At 48.3% G+C, this 20,085-nt stretch carries 16 protein-coding genes and 4 tRNA genes; 18 read left to right on the forward strand and 2 right to left on the reverse strand.

Going from position 1 to position 20,085, the window contains the following annotated elements:
- The first annotated feature begins 73 nt into the window (after positions 1-73).
- On the forward strand, positions 74-2,068 hold the full coding sequence (locus MHM89_RS12690) for an alpha-amylase family protein (protein WP_239408970.1): 1,995 nt from the start codon (positions 74-76) through the stop codon (positions 2,066-2,068).
- A 567-nt stretch (positions 2,069-2,635) separates the two neighbouring features.
- Here the strand turns inward: MHM89_RS12690 and MHM89_RS12695 are convergent.
- Positions 2,636-3,310 (reverse strand): cation transporter, encoded by a 675-nt coding sequence (locus MHM89_RS12695; RefSeq protein ID WP_343224229.1) that lies wholly within the window; start codon positions 3,308-3,310, stop codon positions 2,636-2,638.
- A gap of 164 nt (positions 3,311-3,474) precedes the next feature.
- On the opposite strand from MHM89_RS12695, the gene MHM89_RS12700 reads away from it, so the two are divergent.
- Positions 3,475-4,353, forward strand: coding sequence for a LysR family transcriptional regulator (locus MHM89_RS12700; protein WP_022943334.1), 879 nt, complete (start codon positions 3,475-3,477; stop codon positions 4,351-4,353).
- A gap of 25 nt (positions 4,354-4,378) precedes the next feature.
- Here MHM89_RS12700 and fldB read toward each other — a convergent pair whose 3' ends face one another.
- Positions 4,379-4,897 carry a flavodoxin FldB gene (gene fldB, locus MHM89_RS12705; RefSeq protein ID WP_151172310.1) on the reverse strand — a complete coding sequence of 173 codons (519 nt, stop codon included), beginning with the start codon at positions 4,895-4,897 and terminating at the stop codon, positions 4,379-4,381.
- Positions 4,898-5,014: 117 nt separating this feature from the next.
- Between fldB and xerD the strand changes: the two genes are divergently transcribed.
- The 16 genes from xerD (at position 5,015) to murQ (ending at position 20,084) form a co-directional block, all read left to right on the forward strand.
- Positions 5,015-5,917 (forward strand): site-specific tyrosine recombinase XerD, encoded by a 903-nt coding sequence (gene xerD, locus MHM89_RS12710; protein ID WP_022943332.1) that lies wholly within the window; start codon positions 5,015-5,017, stop codon positions 5,915-5,917.
- Between the two features lie 87 nt (positions 5,918-6,004).
- A complete protein-coding gene (gene dsbC, locus MHM89_RS12715) occupies positions 6,005-6,754 on the forward strand; it encodes a bifunctional protein-disulfide isomerase/oxidoreductase DsbC (RefSeq protein ID WP_022943331.1) in 750 nt (249 codons plus the stop codon).
- 68 nt (positions 6,755-6,822) lie between these two features.
- The gene (gene recJ, locus MHM89_RS12720; protein ID WP_239409091.1) at positions 6,823-8,529 is read left to right on the forward strand and encodes a single-stranded-DNA-specific exonuclease RecJ; all 1,707 of its coding nucleotides are present in this window, start codon (positions 6,823-6,825) and stop codon (positions 8,527-8,529) included.
- 197 nt (positions 8,530-8,726) lie between these two features.
- Positions 8,727-9,825 (forward strand): peptide chain release factor 2 gene (gene prfB, locus MHM89_RS12725; protein WP_100229275.1). Its coding sequence is split into 2 segments (ribosomal slippage): positions 8,727-8,801 and positions 8,803-9,825, totalling 1,098 coding nucleotides; the frame shifts between segments, so codons are not numbered across the junction.
- 28 nt (positions 9,826-9,853) lie between these two features.
- Entirely contained in the window at positions 9,854-11,389 is a 1,536-nt protein-coding gene (gene lysS / locus MHM89_RS12730; RefSeq protein ID WP_053910653.1) for a lysine--tRNA ligase, read from the forward strand.
- A gap of 261 nt (positions 11,390-11,650) precedes the next feature.
- Positions 11,651-11,830: a hypothetical protein gene (locus MHM89_RS12735; protein WP_022943327.1), complete on the forward strand. Its 180-nt coding sequence runs from the start codon at positions 11,651-11,653 to the stop codon at positions 11,828-11,830.
- A gap of 159 nt (positions 11,831-11,989) precedes the next feature.
- A tRNA-Ser gene (locus MHM89_RS12740) sits at positions 11,990-12,082 on the forward strand.
- A gap of 34 nt (positions 12,083-12,116) precedes the next feature.
- Positions 12,117-12,193 (forward strand) — tRNA-Arg (locus MHM89_RS12745).
- Between the two features lie 46 nt (positions 12,194-12,239).
- Positions 12,240-12,316: transfer RNA gene (locus MHM89_RS12750), tRNA-Arg, on the forward strand.
- 42 nt (positions 12,317-12,358) lie between these two features.
- Positions 12,359-12,435, forward strand: a tRNA-Arg gene (locus MHM89_RS12755).
- Between the two features lie 953 nt (positions 12,436-13,388).
- Positions 13,389-14,834: an SH3 domain-containing protein gene (locus tag MHM89_RS12760; protein ID WP_239408972.1), complete on the forward strand. Its 1,446-nt coding sequence runs from the start codon at positions 13,389-13,391 to the stop codon at positions 14,832-14,834.
- Positions 14,831-15,940, forward strand: a complete 1,110-nt coding sequence (locus MHM89_RS12765; protein WP_239408973.1) for a dipeptide epimerase — start codon at positions 14,831-14,833, stop codon at positions 15,938-15,940. The genes MHM89_RS12760 and MHM89_RS12765 overlap by 4 nt, the downstream gene beginning before the upstream one ends.
- Complete coding sequence (locus MHM89_RS12770; RefSeq protein ID WP_239408974.1) at positions 15,937-16,692, forward strand: L,D-transpeptidase family protein; 756 nt, start codon at positions 15,937-15,939, stop codon at positions 16,690-16,692. The genes MHM89_RS12765 and MHM89_RS12770 overlap by 4 nt, the downstream gene beginning before the upstream one ends.
- 12 nt (positions 16,693-16,704) lie before the next feature.
- Complete coding sequence (locus MHM89_RS12775; protein ID WP_239408975.1) at positions 16,705-18,276, forward strand: sodium:solute symporter; 1,572 nt, start codon at positions 16,705-16,707, stop codon at positions 18,274-18,276.
- On the forward strand, positions 18,269-19,138 hold the full coding sequence (locus MHM89_RS12780; RefSeq protein WP_239408976.1) for a BadF/BadG/BcrA/BcrD ATPase family protein: 870 nt from the start codon (positions 18,269-18,271) through the stop codon (positions 19,136-19,138). The genes MHM89_RS12775 and MHM89_RS12780 overlap by 8 nt, the downstream gene beginning before the upstream one ends.
- A gap of 4 nt (positions 19,139-19,142) precedes the next feature.
- Positions 19,143-20,084 carry an N-acetylmuramic acid 6-phosphate etherase gene (gene murQ / locus MHM89_RS12785; protein ID WP_130148921.1) on the forward strand — a complete coding sequence of 314 codons (942 nt, stop codon included), beginning with the start codon at positions 19,143-19,145 and terminating at the stop codon, positions 20,082-20,084.
- The last annotated feature ends 1 nt before the right edge of the window (position 20,085 follow it).

The raw sequence follows: 20,085 nt of genomic DNA on the forward strand, positions 1-20,085 counted from the left end.
CAGTGATGCGCTCAGTCTAGTGTTAAATTTTTGTAAATTAAGCTTCAGACTAATAACGAAAATGAGACACACTATGACAACTAAAACCCTCTTTGCTGCAAGCCTCTCGTTAGGTCTTGCAATCCCGGCGACAAGTTATGCCGGCCCGACCACCTTTGTTCACTTGTTTGAATGGAGTTGGTCGGACATCGCTCAAGAATGTGAGCAGTTCTTAGGCCCCAAAGGTTATGCTGCTGTGCAGGTGTCACCGCCCAATGAGCATATCCAAGGCAGCCAATGGTGGACTCGCTACCAACCGGTCAGTTATGAGCTCACCAGTCGCGGTGGCAATCGCAGCGAGTTCATTGATATGGTCCAGCGTTGTGGCGAGGCCGGCGTGGATATCTATGTTGATACCCTAATTAATCACATGGCGGCGGGCAGTGGTGTTGGCACGGCAGGACACATCTATGGAGATAAATATTTCCCAGGTTACAGCCCACAAGACTTCCATACTAGCTGCGCTATCAACCCTGAAGATTATGGTAATGACCGTTGGCGGGTGCAGCATTGTGAATTGGTGGGCCTCGCGGATCTAGACACCGATGCCGAGTATGTGCAAAACACCTTAGCCAATTACATTAACTCACTGCAAAGCCTAGGGGTGAAAGGGTTTCGTTTTGATGCCGCGAAACATGTTGCAGCAGATGATATTGCCAGCTTAATGAGCAAGGTGGTGGGTAACCCAGTGGTATTCCAAGAGGTGATTGATCAAGGCGGTGAGGCTGTCAGCGCTTCGGAATATCTGGCTACAGGCTTGGTCACCGAATTTAAATACAGCACCGAGCTTGGCAACACCTTTCGCAATGGCAAACTCGCCTGGCTGAGCAATTTTGGTGAAGGATGGGGGTTTATGCCGAGCTCCTCAGCGGTGGTGTTCGTCGATAATCACGACAACCAACGTGGTCACGGCGGGGGCGGTAATGTGATCACCTATGCCGATGGCCGTTTATATGATTTAGCGAACGTGTTTATGCTTGCCTATCCCTATGGTTACCCCAAGGTGATGTCGAGTTATGACTATCACGGGGATACCGATGCCGGTGGGCCCAGTGTGCCGGTGCATAATAACGGCGAGTTAGCGTGCTTTGGCAGCAATTGGCAGTGCGAACACCGGTGGTCTTATATCGCCGGTGGCGTGGATTTTCGCAATAACACCACCGAGCACTGGCAAGTGACGCAGTGGTGGGACAATGGCAATAACCAAATAGCCTTTGGTCGGGCGGATGCCGGGCATGTGGCCATTAATAAGGAAGAGTTCGCGTTGCAGGCGACGATCGCCACTGACATGGCTCCAGGACGCTATTGCAATGTACTTAAAGGTGCGCTGAGTGAAGATGGCAGTCGCTGTAGTTCTGAGGTGATTACCGTACAACCCGATGGCACTATTAACCTTGATGTGGCCCCTTGGGATGCGATGGCTATTCATCATCAAGCCAAATTACCTGCCGTCGATGACGGTGACTGGCAGCGTACGGTAATCTTTATCAACGCACCCACTGCAAGCGGCGAGGATCTATTTCTACGCGGCGGCATTGACCACCACTATGCCAACACCACACAAGGGCGCGATTGCCAAACCAGTAACTACCAATGTGCCATGCCTATTCGTCACAACAACCTACGGAACACCACCACAGCGCCGTGGAAAATCAATGATAACTACCTTGATTGGTATGGTACTGAGGCGGGGCAAAGCAGTGATGCTCCCGGCAGTGCGACCGACTGGACCACCGACCTTTGGCCCAGCGACTGGGGCACTGAGCGCACCGTGAGTGTTGATGGTTATGGAGTGACAGCGCTTAATACGTGGGGGCCGCATTATTGGATGCTGGATGTTGAGATGGATTGCAGCCGCGCGGTAAATGGCTGGTTTGAAATTAAAGCCTTTGTGCGCAATGGCCAAGGCTGGGAGGGAGATATTAACCAGCCGAATAGCCCTTATGCGAGCGCAAATCATTTTGCACAATGTGGCAAAATAAACACCTTTGAATTCAATAGCGATACCGCACTCATACAAAGTTTTTAGCCTTTATTACCCAAGTCAGGAGCTGCTAAATCACCCTGACTTGGGTTAGCCGATAGGTTAAAGCCCATTGTTGACCTTATGTACTAAGGTAAAATTGTAGCCCTAAGGTTTTGGGTTCAATCGGCATGTACAAAAGTTACTCTTTCGATAACTTATATAAGCCAGGGATCAATAATGAAACGCCTAGCGAGAGTAGCAATACTAACGCCACTCTTAACACATCCAAGGTAATGAAATCAGTCAGCGCTCTTTCTAAAGCGAGCATCAAGAGGACTGAAATAGCCGATGTGTATTTTCTTCTTTGAGTAAACTCATGAAGCGACTTGCACTTCACGCACCTGTACTTGGTGGAATGAGAAGATAGCTCAAACCATGCGAGAGATATTTTGTGTCCACAGTTTAGGCATGTTATCGACATTTAGAGCATCCTTCTCAATTTTAAAACCTTGTCTACGGGTTTATGGCCCATTCCTCCATGATAACACCACACTCCTAAAGATGAATCTAGATAGCAAAGGCTTCGTAAGACTTTTATTACCGCAATTTCTTGCCTAGTTAATTGTCCACTTAATCCAACTCACAGCTACAGTAACTATGCTGCACTGGGCAGGTTTGTAATTGCTTAAGCGCTGCAAGCATCATTTTTACAGGCACAACAATAAAGTAGACGGAGGCAACAATCACCATAATGGGGTCGGCGTAGGCCGCATACACACTTAAATCGAAATAAGTGAGCAGGGCTGCGATGAAAAATCCGGCGATAACCGCAGCGCTGATCACCGCATCCATAAACCATTGCTTGGTTTCAGCTATTACCAAAGCAGATGCACTAGCTTGGGCTTTAATCACTGTGTAAGCACCTATACAAGCAAGCAGGTTGATGACACCAAATAACAGTGCGGCCGCAGTATTGATAGTGCGACCACCATCCATCATAGCCAGCAGGGCTGAGATAAAAGACACACTGCACATCAGTGCGATAACAAACCCCTTAAAAGCAATAACAATGGAGGGTAAGCGCTGACTTAGTAAGGCACGTCGCCGAGAGCTTGGCGAATTTATATATGCGGCGGTAAGCAGGGAGATAGCCGTTAATAACACACTGACAAGGGAGTAAGCACCGTCAAATAAAATCACCAAGGAGTCTAACCATAGACCCAAAATGAGGCCTAATAAGGCTAGTAAAAGCGCGCTTATGCAAGAAAACAGCAATAGCTTCTGAGTATTTAAAGCAGACATCATAAACCACCTCACAATGGGGATGTGTTCAATAGCAATTAACAACGTGCTGCTAGTGTAATGTCATAGAGGTCACTTCCAAAGCCGCTGAGCGACGATATTTACGTCGCTGAGAAGGCATAAACTTGCTATGGTAAATAAAACCAGCAAGATATCTGCGGCACGGTATGAAAGTCAGTCAAATTGAAATATTTCTCGCTATTAGCGAATCGGGCTCTATTGCAGAGGCGGCGCGACGAATTGGCAAAAGCCGCACGACGTTAAGCTCGGCACTCACCGCCCTTGAGGATGAACTTGGCGTTGAGCTGCTCACCCGCACCGGTAATCAAGTCTCGTTAACGAATATTGGTGAAGTGATTAAAAATGACTGTGAACGCTTGGCGATGATCGCCAACGACATCACCGGTCGCTGTCATCAGCACTTGCAAGGCGTTGAAGCCTCGCTGCGCATTGCCCGTGACGATGCTCTCCCTGAGGCTTATTGGCGACAACTGATTCATGAAATGAGCAGACAATTTCCTAGTATTAGCGTTTCTGTGTATATGGCGCCGCCGCCGGAGCTCAACGATATGGTGGAGCAAGGGGTCGTCGATATTGCTTATTGTCTGTTACCCCAAAGCCAGCAACTAACAAGTAGCCATCAAGTCAAGCTAGGTGAAATTCGTATGATGACCGTGGCCAGCAAAGGCCATCCGCTCACGACACTCAGCCAAGTAGTTAAAGCCGACCTGTCCAGATATACCGAATTTGCGTTAGCAACTATTGATGAAACGGGTCTGCATGCGGTTACCCCAGTCTCAGGAAATTACATCGCGTTGCCTTTTTATGAGCACCTGCGCAATGCCGTGCTTGATGGCACCGGCTTTGCCAGTGTGCCCTCGGTTTTAATTAATCCCTATTTACGCGACGGCAGTGTTAAAGTTTTGAAGTACGATCAAGCGATGACATCGCAGGCCTATGGCATGATTCAAACCCGCTATAGCCAGCTTGGTCGGCTAAGCCAGTGGCTAGCGCAACAAATTGCTGCCTATCTGAGTGAATCTTAGCGGCTGGTTGAGAAAGCAATTAAGGTTATAACGCGCTGTACTCATTCATGATTTGCTCTATCCAAGTAGCAATGCGTTCATCGCTTTTATCGTACTGACTGTCCTCATCTAGCGCTAAGCCAACAAAGTGAGATTTATCCTCTGTTAATGCTTTAGACGCTTCGAACTCGTAGTCATCGCCATTGGGCCATTGGCCAATAAAGTGCACACCTTGTGGCTTAATTTCGTCGTGGAGCATACCCAGTGCATCTTGGAACCACTGGCCGTAACCTTGCTGATCGCCCATTCCGAAAAGTGCGATCACTTTGCCACTCAAATTGACGCCACTGATATCATCCCAGTGCGACTCCCAATCCTCTTGGATTTCACCAAAGTCCCATGTTGATATCCCGAAGATTAGAAATTCGTAATCTTCAGCTTTTTTCAAAGGCTCATCTTGGATGTTGTATAAGTCCACCACCTCTGCACCAATGATGTCGCGGATTTTTTCCGCTGCTATTTCGGTGTAGCAGGTAGTCGAGCCATAAAATAAACCAATCTTCATAATCGCCGTACAACTGAGTGAGTAATGGTCGCAGTTTAACGTATCGGCTCGCGACTATCTATGGCGTGCTTTATGATATGATGGCAAATAGGTAAATACACACAAAGCGCCTTACTTGTGAACAAGCAACCAATACACAGCGATAATATCGAGCATATAGAAATGTTCTTAGATGCGTTATATCTGGAGCAGGGTAGTAGTGAGAATACGCTGTCTGCTTATCGCACGGATCTTGTTAAGTTCAGCGAGTTTATAGCGCCGCAAGCGCTGCTGGCAATTGATAGCACCGACGTAGAACACTACTTAGCCTATCGTGTAGACAAAGGCCTTAGTCCGCGTAGTACGGCACGTAGTATCAGTGCACTAAAGCGCTTTTATCAATATCAGGTGCAAGAAAAGCGTTTGCCCAGCTCCCCTATGGAAACCATATCTCGGCCTAAACCAAGCCAGTCATTGCCTAAAACGCTAAGCGAAACAGACGTTGAAGCTCTCCTAGCAGCACCAGATTGTGATGAGGCGATGGGCCTTAGAGACCGCGCAATGTTAGAGCTTCTTTATGCTACAGGCCTGCGTGTCAGCGAGCTGATAGGCTTACGCATGGAGCATGTTAATCAGCGTCAGGCTGTGGTGTTTGTAAAGGGTAAGGGCAACAAAGAGCGTCTAGTGCCTATGGGGGAAGAGGCACTGTTGTGGCTAGAGCGTTATTTAAAGTACGCGCGCCCATCATTGGTTAAGCTCGCTACTGACTTTGTATTTGTCTCTAAGCGGGGCATTGGCATGACGCGGCAAACCTTTTGGCATCGCATTAAACACTATGCTATGTTGGCGAACATTAAATCAGATTTGTCCCCGCATACCCTACGTCATGCATTTGCAACACATTTGTTGAATCATGGAGCTGACTTACGGGTTGTACAAATGATGTTAGGGCACAGTGACTTGTCGACCACACAAATTTATACTCATGTGGCGAATGAAAGGTTAAAATCGGTCCATGCTGAACATCACCCCCGTGCCTAGGCAACAGGTTAAATTGCTCAGGTGCTGGAATTTATTTGTATAAGCGCGGTCTAGTTTATTGTGCAAGAAGCAGTTAGAGATTTTATTATGAAAAAATTAGTTGTTGCGCTGGCGTTTGCTGGTGCCAGTGCCGGAGCGTTTGCTCAAGGCGTCAGTGTAGAGCCGCAAGATACCATGCAGCAGCAGGTGAGTGTGATCCAAAGCAAGCTGGCAGAGCTTGGGGTGAATGTAAAGCAAGTGCATCCAAGTCCGGTGCAAGGTTTACAGGAAGTGATCACCGATAAGGGCGTGTTTTATGCCAGTGCTGACGGCCGTTATCTTGTGCAAGGTACGATGATTGACCTTGTTAACCGTGAAAACTTAACAGAAAGTGCACTGAGTCATGTGCGCCTTGAAGGTGTCGCACAGTACCAGAACTCAATGATCACCTATAAAGCAGATAACGAAAAAGGCAAGATCACCGTCTTTACCGATATCACTTGTGGCTACTGCCGTAAGTTACACCGTGAGCTGGATGACTACCTAGATGCCGGCATTACTGTGCAATATTTGGCATTTCCGCGTGGCGGACTGCGTGGCTCTGGGTACACTGACCTGATGAATGTGTGGTGTGCTGATAACAAGCAAGAGGCACTGACGGAAGCAAAAGCAGGTGAAAAACCAGAAAAAATTGAAAACTGTAACGCACCGGTGGCAGAGCACTATCAATTAGGGCAAAGCTTTGGTATCAGCGGTACTCCAGCCATTATTTTATCTGATGGCAGCATGATCCCAGGTTATCAGCCTGCGGCTGCAATCAGCTCAGCGATTGATGAGTTAAATAATAACAAATCTTAATGTAGAATGGGCCGCATCTAACGACGGCCCTTTTTTTGGAGTTTGCCTTGCAGGCGCATACCACCATAATGGCTCGCCCGCGAGTCGATGACAGCCACCTAAGCGATCAGCTTCACCCCGTTATTCGTCAAATCTATGCCTCTCGTGGCGTCAATAGTAATGAGCAAATAGATAACCGTGCCAATACCTTGCACGATTTCCGGCTATTTAAAGACATTGAATTAGCAGCAGAAATACTCAGCGACAGTCTACAGCGCCAAGACAAGGTGCTGATTGTCGGAGACTTTGATGCTGATGGTGCCACCAGTACTGCCACCTTAATGCAAGGCTTGGGTATGTTTGGGTTTAGCCAATTGGATTACCTGGTGCCGGACCGTTTTAACTTTGGCTATGGGCTAAGTGTGGAGTTGGCAGAGCATATTGTTGCCATGGCTCCTGATTTGGTGATCACCGTCGATAGTGGCATTTCGTGCTTAAAAGGTATCGAGCGCGTCAAGGCTGCCGGTATTAAGGTCATTGTCACCGACCACCATTTACAAGGTGAACAATTACCCAACGCTGATGCTATTGTTAACCCCAATCGTCACGATTGTACTTTCCCATCAAAATCGATAGCCGGTGTTGGTGTGGCTTTTTATGTGCTTATTGCATTGCGCCATACGCTGCGTGAGCGTCGTTATTTTAATGAGCAGCGTCCTGAGCCGAATTTAGCCAACCTCCTCGATCTTGTAGCCCTCGGCACGGTTGCCGATGTGGTGGCGCTGGATGCGAATAATCGCACCTTGGTGCATCAAGGGCTGGCGCGCATCCGCAGTGGTAAGACTCGCCCCGGTATCGAAGCGCTGGTTGATGTGGCACGGCGCACGCAAGCGCGTTTAAGCGCCTCAGATTTTGGCTTTGCTCTAGCGCCACGGTTAAATGCGGCAGGTCGATTAGATGATATGAGCTTAGGCATTGCTTGTTTGCTATCACCGGATATTAATCACGCTCGGCGCATTGCCGGTGAACTGGATATGCTTAATGCCGAGCGCAAAGAAATAGAGCAGGGCATGCAACAAGAAGCGCAAGCGGCGCTGGCTAAACTCTCTTTAACAAGTGCGCAAACACCCGATGCGTTATGTCTGTACCAGTCCGATTGGCACCAAGGTGTGATTGGTATTCTCGCCGGGCGTTTAAAAGAGCACTATCATCGCCCCACGGCGATTTTTGCCGCCGGAGATAATGGCCTACTGAAAGGGTCTTGTCGCTCCATTGATGGCGTGCATATGCGTGATGTGTTGGCGCATATCGATGGTCAATACCCAGGGCTGATCGCTAAATTCGGCGGCCACGCAATGGCTGCGGGGTTAAGTATTGAGGAAGCGCGATTCAATGAGTTTCAACAAGCCTTTGCGCAAGAGATAGGTAAAGTGCTTACCGAAGAAGCGAAGGAGTGTATTTTACTTACCGATGGTGAACTGCCCAGTGATTGTTTGAATATGGAGTTTGCTGAGTTGCTGCGTCAAAGTGGGCCTTTTGGTCAGCATTTTCCAGAGCCCATTTTTGAGCATACCTTTGAGTTGCTGCAACAGCGCGTTGTTGGTGATAAACACCTTAAGCTAGTGCTGCGCCATAGCAGCGGCCGAGTGCTTGATGCTATCGCTTTTAATGTCGATGTACGCGCTTGGCCTGATACCCAAGTGCGCTATGTGCACCTAGCTTACCAGCTCGACATTAATGAATTTCGTGGCCAATTTTCTTTGCAGTTGATCGTTCGAGAGCTGCAAAAACAATAGCCACAGCAAGTTGGCTTAAAGCAAATAAAATTAGATAAAATCATGTGAAAGCGCTAATAAATGCAGCAGTTTTTTGCTAAAATCGAGCGCTTTTATTGATGCGCCGAATTCTCAGTATACTTGAAGTGTAAATGCTTACATCAAGATGGCTAAAGAGATAGACCTTGGCGCCACCATCATTTTGCGGAGTGACATGCATGTTTGAAGTGAATCCTGTGATTAATCAAATCAAGGAAATTCGCGAGCGCACAGAGCTTCTTCGGGGGTATCTTTGACTACGCTCTTAAGAAAGAGCGGTTAGAAGAAGTGAATGCTGAACTCGAAGACCCAGCAGTGTGGAATGAACCTGAAAAAGCCCAGGCTTTAGGTAAAGAAAAAGCCAGTCTTGAGGTGATTGTTGAGACTATCGGCAAGCTTGAAGACGGTACTGACGATGTCGAAGGGCTGGTGGAGTTGGCTGTTGAGGCTGAAGATCAAGAGACCTTCGAAGAAGCCCAAGCTGAACTTGAAGAACTCAATGCCCACCTTGAAAAACTCGAGTTCCGTCGTATGTTTAGTGGCGATCAAGACGCTAACGATGCGTACTTAGACTTGCAAGCGGGTTCGGGTGGTACAGAAGCACAAGATTGGTGCAACATGTTATTGCGCATGTACTTGCGTTGGGCCGAGGCGAAAGGCTTTAAGGCAGAAATCGTTGAAGCAACTGACGGCGATGTGGCTGGTATTAAAGGCGCTACAGTAAAAATTAGCGGTGAATATGCCTATGGCTGGCTGCGTACGGAAACAGGCGTGCACCGTTTAGTCCGTAAAAGTCCTTTCGATTCTGGCGGACGCCGCCATACCTCGTTTGCCTCAGCGTTTGTTTACCCAGAGATTGACGACAATATCGAAATCGATATCAATCCAGCCGATTTACGCATTGATGTATATCGGGCTTCGGGGGCTGGGGGTCAGCACGTTAACCGGACAGAGTCAGCGGTGCGAATTACCCACTTGCCAACCAATACCGTGGTACAGTGCCAAAATGACCGCTCGCAGCACAAAAACAAAGACCAAGCGATGAAACAGTTAAAAGCAAAACTGTTTGAGCTGGAGTTGAAAAAGCAAAACGCTGAGAAGCAAGCGCAAGAAGAAGCAAAGTCAGACATAGGTTGGGGCTCGCAAATTCGCTCCTACGTACTCGATGACTCACGCATTAAAGATTTGCGCACTGGTGTTGAGAACCGTAATACCCAAGCGGTACTCGATGGAGACCTTGATAAATTTATTGAAGCAAGCCTTAAATCAGGCCTGTAATGTAACGCCAAACCAATAGAGCTAGAAAATGACAGATCAAATTCAAGACGAAAATAAACTAATTGCTGAGCGTCGTGCCAAGCTCGACGCCATTCGCGAAAACTGCAGTGCTAACGGCCACCCAAATGGTTTCCGTCGAAAACATTACACTGCTGATCTTCAAGCCGAGTTTGGTGACAAGTCGAAAGAAGAATTAGTTGAGCTTGATCATCAGGTGGCCGTTGCTGGGCGTATTCTTGCTAAGCGTGGTCCATTTATGGTGTTGCAAGACATGAAAGGTCGCGTACAAGCCTACGCTTCAAAAGATGTACAAAAAGATCTTAAAGCTAAATATGGGCAACTAGATATCGGCGATATTATTGGCGTTGCTGGACCTTTGCATAAATCAGGCAAGGGTGACCTCTATGTTGATATGCATGAGTACGAGTTACTGACTAAGTCTTTACGTCCGTTGCCAGAGAAATTCCATGGCTTGTCTGATCAGGAAACCAAATATCGCCAGCGTTACGTTGACTTGATCACCAACATGGATACGCGTGAGACTTTCCGCGTTCGCTCGAAGATCATAGAGGGGATCCGTCGCTTCTTGGCTGAGCGTGATTTTATGGAAGTAGAAACCCCTATGCTGCAGGTCATCCCTGGTGGTGCAACAGCGCGTCCGTTTGTGACTCATCACAACGCGTTAGACATCGATATGTATTTGCGTATCGCTCCTGAGCTTTACTTAAAGCGTTTGGTCGTCGGTGGTTTTGACCGGGTATTTGAGATTAACCGCAACTTCCGTAACGAAGGGTTATCAACACGCCATAATCCTGAATTCACCATGATCGAGTTCTATCAGGCCTATGCTGATTACAATGATCTAATGAACTTGACCGAAGATATGCTGCGCACCGTAGCGCAAGACGTATTGGGTACCACCACTATCGTCAATACCACTAAGAATGACGAAGGTGAAGTAATCGACAGTGTAGAATATGACTTTGGTCAGCCATTTACGCGTTTGAGCATGGCCGATGCAATCATCAAGTACAACCCTGATTTTGACGCTCAGGTATTTGCAGACCCTGAAAATCACCTAGAGCAGTTGATTGCCTATGCCAAGCAAGTTCATGTCAAGATCCCTGACAACTGTGTATGGGGCGCGGGCAAGTACATGTGTGAAATCTTTGAAGAAACAGCAGAACACCAGTTGATTCAACCGACTTTCATTACCGAATACCCATGGGAAGTTTCACCATTGGCACGTCGTAACGATGCTAACCCATTCGTTACCGACCGGTTTGAGTTCTTCGTCGGTGGACGTGAGTTAGCCAACGGCTTCTCTGAGCTTAATGATGCTGAAGACCAAGCCGCACGTTTTGCCCGTCAAGTTGAAGAAAAAGATGCCGGTGATGATGAAGCCATGCACTTCGATGATGACTATATTCGTGCACTTGAATATGGTTTGCCACCGACAGCGGGTGAGGGCATTGGTATTGATCGTCTAGTTATGTTGTTTACTGACTCGCCGACGATTAAAGACGTTATTTTGTTCCCGCATATGCGCCCTGAACAAGAGTAACAGCTTAAATTGTTTAAAAAACGCGGCCTTAGAGCCGCGTTTTTTGTACCTCTTGTGTGCGATATGTCTCAAAAAGTCCCTCGTCCCCTCGCAATTGAGTCCCTGTTTTCTGTATTGTTGTTTATTAACCTAATGATATATATAGATTTTTAATTTCAGCTTTAATTAAGCTGTGATTTGCCACGCTATTATTTGTAAGTCCTTAGGCTAATATTTAGGCGTAGTCGATGCGCTAAATAAAATTAAAAGGGAGTGTGGCAAATGGAAAACGACGATTTTTTACCAGAAATTCCAGTGGATAAGAAGCGCCAAGCTTATTACCGCGAGTGTATTCGCGAGTTTGAATTACTCGGATATCGCGACCAGTTTCTACGCGAAATTAGCGAGGATTTAGAAGCCGTCGAGAGAATGCAGAGTGATAAGCCAACAAGCGATCAATAGTGCTTATTTTTAGATGTTTAACGCCCCAAAAATGGCCCTTAAGGGTCATTTTTTATGCCTTTTTAGCGGTTGTGGGCAAAGTCTGAGCAGATGGATTGATTTTGCTATAAAAGTGTTTGACATATTTGCTCAGACCTTTATTATACGCCCCACAAAGACGGAGAGGTGGCCGAGTGGCTGAAGGCGCTCCCCTGCTAAGGGAGTATAGGGTTTGTAGCCCTATCGAGGGTTCGAATCCCTCCTTCTCCGCCATTTATTTTAAATGGCTTTCTTTGTTTATAGATACGGACGCATAGCTCAGCTGGATAGAGTACCTGGCTACGAACCAGGCGGTCGGAGGTTCGAATCCTCCTGCGTCCGCCATCTTCCTTCAAGATGGTCTAATATCTATAAATCACTTTTATGTACCGGACGCATAGCTCAGCTGGATAGAGTACCTGGCTACGAACCAGGCGGTCGGAGGTTCGAATCCTCCTGCGTCCGCCATCATTTAAGTGAAAATTAAGAACGTAAGTTCACACATATAACGGACGCATAGCTCAGCTGGATAGAGTACCTGGCTACGAACCAGGCGGTCGGAGGTTCGAATCCTCCTGCGTCCGCCACTTCCTTTAAAGAGAAGTGATAACAAACCAACGCAAGTTGGTTTTTTTGTGCTTGAAATTTGATGTAAGCATACGGATGCGAACCTCTGAGGTTCGTTGATTACCAATTCTGGCCTGCGCCCGCCACTTCCTTTAAAGAGAAGTGATAATAAACCAGCGAAAGTTGGTTTTTTTATGCCTGAAATATAACCCTCGACTCTTTATTTGATAGTTAAACCGCTCAGCTATTTACCCATCAGTTTATCTCACGTTGTAGATCAGACTTCAGTCTGACTACTTCGTCGTCCTGCAGCCGCCACTTCCTTTAAAGAGAAGTGATAACAAACCAACGCAAGTTGGTTTTTTTATGCCTGAAATATAATCCTCTACTCTCTATTTGATAGTTAAACCGCTCAGCTATTTATCCATCGGTCTATCCCACGTTGTAGGTCAGACTTCAGTCTGACTACTTCGTCGTCCTGCAGCCGCCACTTCCTTTAAAGAGAAGTGATAACAAACCAACGCAAGTTGGCTTTTTTATGCCTGAAATATAATCCTCTACTCTCTATTTGATAGTTAAACCGCTCAGCTATTTACCAATCGATTTATCTTATGTTGTAGGTCAGACTTCAGTCTGACTACTTCGTCGTCCTGCACCTGTTTCTGCTTTTATCTACCTTTTGTCTCACTGCGAAAATAGCGCACTAGCTGGGGTTGTGCTCTTGCTTGTTTGTCTCCTACCTATGCCAATAAACACCAGCTTTGCTCCAAAGTTATTGCCTAGAGCAGGTTACAGCTCGTTAAGGCTAAATTGAAATCATGACCCATGGACGATTTATTGTTAAAAAGGAATAAAGTATTCCTTTTTGTTGTTTGTTTTTATAATATTTTGATAGGATGAATTTAAGCAATTTTTTTAATCTGTGACGGTTGCGCCCAATCGGCGTGCTATCAAGGTGATGCGGAGCATAACAATGACAAAAACCCCGGTATCGATAGTGTGTGCGTTAGTTTTAGGTTGTACCTTAGGTGCAGGGCACAGTGTTGCCCAACCAAGTATTGCCCAACCAAGTATTGCCCAACAAAGCAATTACGCCCCTTTTGTAAGTGATGTGCCTTTAGTTCAGCAACCTATGCTTAATCCTGAATTTTGGTTGCAACGCCAAAGTGATAGTAAGCCGCTGATGTCGCAGTCGCAAATCCAAGCCTTCAATCGCAGCCTCATCAATAATAATCCTTACATTATCGACCCCCTAGCAATGCCTGACACGCTCTCTGCTAAGGCGTTACGCAGTTATATCCGTAACACCAGTAGTACGCCTTCAAGTCCTCGCTTTTATGTTGATGGCAAGCAACTTGAGCGGGCCGATTTTGCGCGTTATCACGCCAATACCAATATTGATTCTGTGACTGATAGTAACCCGGTGCGCTTTGGACTGATTGTTGAGCGCACCTCATTGCGTACCTTCCCAACCGCCGACAGGGTGTTAAACAGTGAAATGGATATCGACTTAGATCGCTTTCAAGAAACCGGGGCGTTTCCGGCGGAGCCTGTCGCTGTATTGCATGAAAGTGCTGATGGTCAGTGGTATTTGGTGGCAGCCTATAACTATACCGCTTGGGTCAAACGCTCCGCAGTGGCGGTAGGTGATAAGAACCGCATCCGTACCTTCACTCAAGCTGATGACTTTATCGTAGTGACCGGTGATAAAATAGAAACCACTTATGTTCCTAATGAGCCGCGTGTTTCCGAGGTACAATTGGATATGGGTGTGCGCTTGCCGCTAGCCCCAAAAGAGCAGGTTAAGCACCTAACTCATGGGCAAAATAGCTTTGCCAGTTATATTGTGACGTTGCCTGTGCGCAATGACGATGGCACCTTGAGCTTTGCTCAAGGCTTGATACCGCGCAGTGCCGATGTGCATTTAGGTTATTTGCCGCTCACTGCGCACCATTTAATAGCTCAAGGGTTTAAGTTTTTAGGTGAACGCTACGGCTGGGGGCATGACTATAATGCCCGTGACTGTACCGGCTTTGTCGGTGAAATTTATAAGGCCTTTGGCGTGTGGATGCCGCGAAATTCATCGTGGCAAGGTAAAACCGATTACGGCCACAACTGGCGCTTTGATAAAGACAGCACAGAGGCACAAAAGCGCGAGGTTATCGCGCAAATGCAGGTGGGCGACCTTATTTACATCCCTGGCCATGTGATGATGTATATTGGTTCATACCAAGGCCAACCTTATGTCATTCATGATGTGAAAGGTCTAGGTTATATTAAGCAAAATGGCGAGTTTTACGATGGCGAGCTCAATGGCGTGTCGGTAACGCCCCTATTACCCTTGCACCTAAATAGCACCACTTCTTACCTTGAGCGCACCTATGCGATTAAGCGCATTGCTCAAGGAGCAGAGCAATGATCATTCAGTCTGTGCGTTTTGCACGCTTATCGGTGCCCTTGCATACGCCATTTAAAACGGCGCTGCGCACGGTGACGCATATTGATGACCTAGTGCTGATTATTGACACTCGATGTGGCCGCCGAGGTTATGGTAGTGCACCCTCAACGCCTGTTATCACCGGCGACACCCATCAGTCGATACTAAGTGTTATCGAGCAGGTCCTTCAACATCAGCTTATTGGCCAGCACATACAAGATATCAATCGCTTATGTGATGACCTAGCGGCGGCAGTGGTGGGTAATTATTCCGCTAAAGCGGCGTGTGAAATCGCCCTCTATGATTTATGGAGCCAAAGCTTAGGTGTGCCGCTTTATCAGGCTCTGGGAGGGCACCAAAGTGAACTGAAAACCGACGTCACCATCAGTGTAGATAGCATAGATAAAATGCTCAGCGACTGTGATAGGGCAATGAGTAATGGTTTTGATGTGCTTAAAATTAAAATTGGCAACGAGCTTGAGCAAGACATTAAGCGGGTGCAGGCCATTGCTGCTCATGTCGATAGCAAAGCGTCTTTACGTTTAGATGTGAATCAAGGCTGGGATGCCAAGCAAAGTGTGCGTGCACTGCAAGCAATTGAAAGCCAAGGTATTGTACTGGAATTGGTCGAGCAGCCCGTGCCAGCTCATGATATTGATGGCCTATGCTACATCAGTGAGCGCGTGCAATCGAAGATTATGGCCGACGAAAGCGCCTTTTCTGCTAAACAAGTGCTTACCCTATTGGCGCGCGGCGCCGTTGATATCATTAATATTAAATTGATGAAAAGTGGCGGTTTAAGCCGTGCAATTCGCATTGGTGAGGTTGCGGCAACTTATGACTGCCCGTGCATGATTGGTTGCATGCTAGAGGGCAGCATTGCGGTGTCGGCAGCGGCTCACCTGGCTGCAGCAAAGATACGGCAAATTAGTCTCATTGATTTAGATGGTCCGGCTCTGGGGCAATATGACCCCATCCAGGGTGGGACGAGGTTTTCGGGCCCTGTGATCAGCCTCAATCAAACAGCCGGGCTTGGTATAGCGGCGATAGACGGCCTTATCGAACTAGCTGATGGAGTATGGCAATGAATAACACATTACTAAGCTTGCTACTGCTAATAAGTACCTTAATGAGCGGTGGCGCCGCATCTAAGCCACAACCCATAACGCTGAACAACCAGCAATTGGTGGTGGTGGTAACTGACTCATGGACCGATATACAAGGCGACATGCTCTTATTTGAGCGCAGCGAACAAAAGCGCTGGCAGAGGGTGGGCGAGTCCAGTGCTGTGGTCATTGGTCGTACTGGATTGGCCTGGGGTCTAGGTCTGCACCCCGCACAACCAGGTCAACAAAAAGTCGAAGGCGATGGCAAAGCACCCGCCGGGATATTTGCTTTAGGTGAGGCCTTTGGTTACTTACCGTCGCTGAAAACCGGGCTTGAATACCAGGCCATGGATGCCGGCGATTACTGTATAGACGTTAAAGGCTCGCCCTATTATAACCAGATGGTCAATACGCGCGAGGTGGGGAGTCAGGCCGTTGAAGGCTCATCTGAAGCCATGCGTCGAGATATACATAGCCAAGATGAGCTATACAAAAAAGGCGTTATCGTCGCGCATAACCCTGACAATATAGATGGGGCCGGCAGTTGTATCTTTATGCATTTATGGCGTGCCGCAGATAAACCCACAGCAGGGTGCACGGCAATGGACGAGGCGGATATGGACCGTTTACTAGCCTGGCTCGATCAACGCAAACATCCGCTGATGATGATTCTACCGCGTGTGGAATATGCTCTCAAACGTACACACTGGCAACTGCCAGCACTGCCACGATAGGCGTATACGGTTATGAATGCGCATTATCAACCTCTGGATTGGCTGGTCTTTGCCGCCTATGCCTTACTTATCGGCGCCACCGCTTGGTGGTTTAACCGCAAAAAAGCCACCACTAGCTCAGAGTATTTTCTCGGTGGCAATGCAATGCCTACGTGGATGGTGGCTGTTTCGGTGTTGGCCACCTCGCAGTCGGCGGCGACCTTTATCGGCGGTCCGGACCAAGGTTATCAGGGGGATTTATCCTATTTAGCGACCAATATTGGCGCCTTTATCGCCGCTGTCATTGTTGCCAAGGTGCTGATCCCGCGCTTTTATCGCTACCGAGTGTATACCGTGTACCAGTTGCTGGAGCAGCAAATTGGCCCCAAAGCCAAACGCAGTGCGGGCTTAATGTATTTATTTGGGCGCGTTTTTGCCAGTGGCGCGCGGCTGTATATGGCGGCCATTGCCGTGGCGATGATTCTTTATGGCAATATTGCCGCTAGCAGCGTGATCATGGCCACCTTAGTGCTGGTTTTGGTGGGCTTGCTGTACACCGTGTTTGGCGGCATCCGTACGGTGATCTACTCAGACGTGATCCAATGTGCCGTTTATACCGGCGCCGCCCTATGCGTCATTGTGAGTTTATGGCTGGCGATCCCGGCCGACTTCAGCACCGTGATTGAAGCGTTGCAAAACCCCGCACCCGGGCAGCCTTCGAAGCTAGCACTGCTAAAGTTTGAACTCGATTTTAGTGCCAGCGGGGTATTTAATATATGGTCCGTGTTTACTGGCTTTGTGCTGCTCAATATTGCCGCCTTTGGTCTCGACCAAGATATGACCCAGAGGGTGCTCACCTGTAAAGACGCTAAATCAGGTAGCCGTGCGATGCTATTATCCATCGCCTTAGTGATCCCGGTGATGTTGCTGTTTATTATTATTGGTTTGCTGTTGTTTGTTTTCTACCAACGCCCAGACATTATGGCGCAAGGGGTGGCTAGCCAAGGCGTGGAGCAGTTCCAAGGTGAGAAAATCACGGTGTTTATGCACTATGTACTTAACGAGATCCCCGCAGGTGTGAGGGGGTTGGTTACCATAGGTATTATTGCGGCGGCCATTTCTACGTTGAACTCTGGGCTAAGCTCAATGGCATCGGTATTAGTGCAAGATTTATATAAACCTTGGCGGCAAAAACGCAAACCAGATCAACACGATAGTCACTATGTGGTGGCCGGACGCTGGGCCATGTTAGTGGTGTCTCTGGCGCTGGGAGGGATGGCGGTTATTTGCTATTTTTGGCAGCAATACTCGCAAATGCCGTTATTAAAATTTGCCCTCAGCGTCATGGTGTTCTCTTATTCCGGATTATTAGGGGTGTACATTAATTCGGTGTTTTTCCATCGCGGCAGCGAGTCATCGGTGTTAGCGGCACTGGTTATTGGCTTTGTCGCCACCTTATTGATGCAGCCTTATGTGCAAGCGGCGCTATTGCCAAACGCTTGGCACTTTAACCTCGGATTTACTTGGCAGTTGTGTTTAGGCACCTTACTTGCCACGTTAGTGTGTGCTTTGGGTCGCCCCAATAGGCGGAGCAGCCATGAATAATTATGTGTTAGCGGTTGATGGCGGCGGCAGTAAAACCGCCCTAGCAGTATTTAATCGCAATGGCGAAGTGATTGCTTCTGAGCAAGGCGCGGGGAGCTCATTGAGTTACGATTTACAGTTGAGCTGTGAGCGTATGATGCAGCAAGTGGCAAGCATTATGAACACTACAGCCATACCGGCGCATCATACCCAGTGTATAATAGGTGTTGCTGGCGCTGGGAATCCGTATAATCGAGCCGCATTGCTGCAGCGTTTAAAGACATTCGCTTTTGCTGATACCCGAGTGACCTCGGATGCCGTGACCGCTGCCCTGGGCGCTAATTTAGGTGCGCCGGTGGCTTGCGTGGCATTAGGGACCGGCTCGGTGGGGGCGCGTTTAGATAGCCATGGCCAGTTACAGCTCGTCGGCGGCTGGGGATTTACACTGGGCGATGGTGGCAGCGGAGCGCGATTAGGGGCCATGGCGGTACAAGCACTGATGCAGGCGGTAGACAGGCAGCAGCCGCTACATGGGCTGATAGCCACTATAGCTAAAGACGTGGGGGAGACCCGGGCCGAAATCAGTGCTTGGGTGCGCCAAGCCACAGCCAAGGAGTTTGCCACACTCAGCGAGCGAGTATGGCCGCACGCTAATCATTGCCCCATTGCTTCGGAGATCCTTGCTCGGCATAAAAGCGCGGTGCTGCAGCTTATTGCTGATACTCGCCAAGATACTGAGCTTCCGGTGATGTTACTGGGTGGACTGGCAAACAAAAGCAAGCAGTTACTAAGCGACAGCGAACAACGAATTATTATGCCAGCACGCGGCAATGCCTTAGATGGCGCCTGGGTGCTGGCAACACAGAATATACAAGTGGAATAACTACATGAGTTTACTGGATGATCAACGATCGAAATTATTACATGAGCTAAATAGCATCGTGTCCGAAGGGCAAAACCCCGAGACCCTCGATATCGATTTATTAGCGACAGACGATATCTTGTATAAGCTCAATGATGAAGACCACAAGGTTGCTCCAGCAGTACGCGCCATTATCCCAGATATTGCTAAAGCCGTGGATGCGATTGTGCATGCCTTTAGCAAAGGGGCGCGGCTGATCTACATTGGTGCGGGCACCAGTGGTCGGTTAGGTATTCTTGATGCATCCGAATGTCCGCCGACATTCAGTGTTGACCCCAGCCAAGTGGTGGGCATTATTGCCGGTGGCGCCAAAGCGATTCAAACCGCTGTCGAGGGAGCCGAGGATAATGCCGAGCAAGCCATCGCCGATCTTAAAGCGCATAACCTGTGCGCCGACGATGTGTTAGTGGGTATTGCCGCCAGTGGCCGCACTCCCTATGTGGTATCGGCACTGAATTATGCCCGGCAATTAGGGTGTGTGACAGCGGGGATCAGCTGCTCGCCCAATGCCCCAGTCCTTGAAGCCGCACAGATCCCATTGGGGGCAATCGTAGGCCCAGAAGCGCTTGCCGGTTCTACTCGATTGAAATCAGGCTCGGCACAAAAGCTTATTCTTAACATGTTAACGACAGCAAGTATGATCCGCAGCGGCAAGGTGTATCGCAACCTAATGGTCGATGTTAATGCCAGTAATGACAAGCTTAAAGCGCGCGCGGTACGCATTGTCATGCAGGCGACAGAGTGCACCGCAGAGCAGGCGGCTGAAGCCTTGATGCGCAGCGAGCACAGCGCCAAACTCGCGATTTTGATGCTGCTCAGCGGCGTTGATGCGCGCCAGGGTAAAAGCATGCTAGCCAAGCAACAAGGCTTTTTACGTGCCGCCGTACAAGGTAAAGATCATGATTAGA

It is taken from the genome of Pseudoalteromonas sp. CNC9-20, assembly GCF_022347875.1.
Lineage (GTDB): Bacteria > Pseudomonadota > Gammaproteobacteria > Enterobacterales > Alteromonadaceae > Pseudoalteromonas > Pseudoalteromonas ruthenica.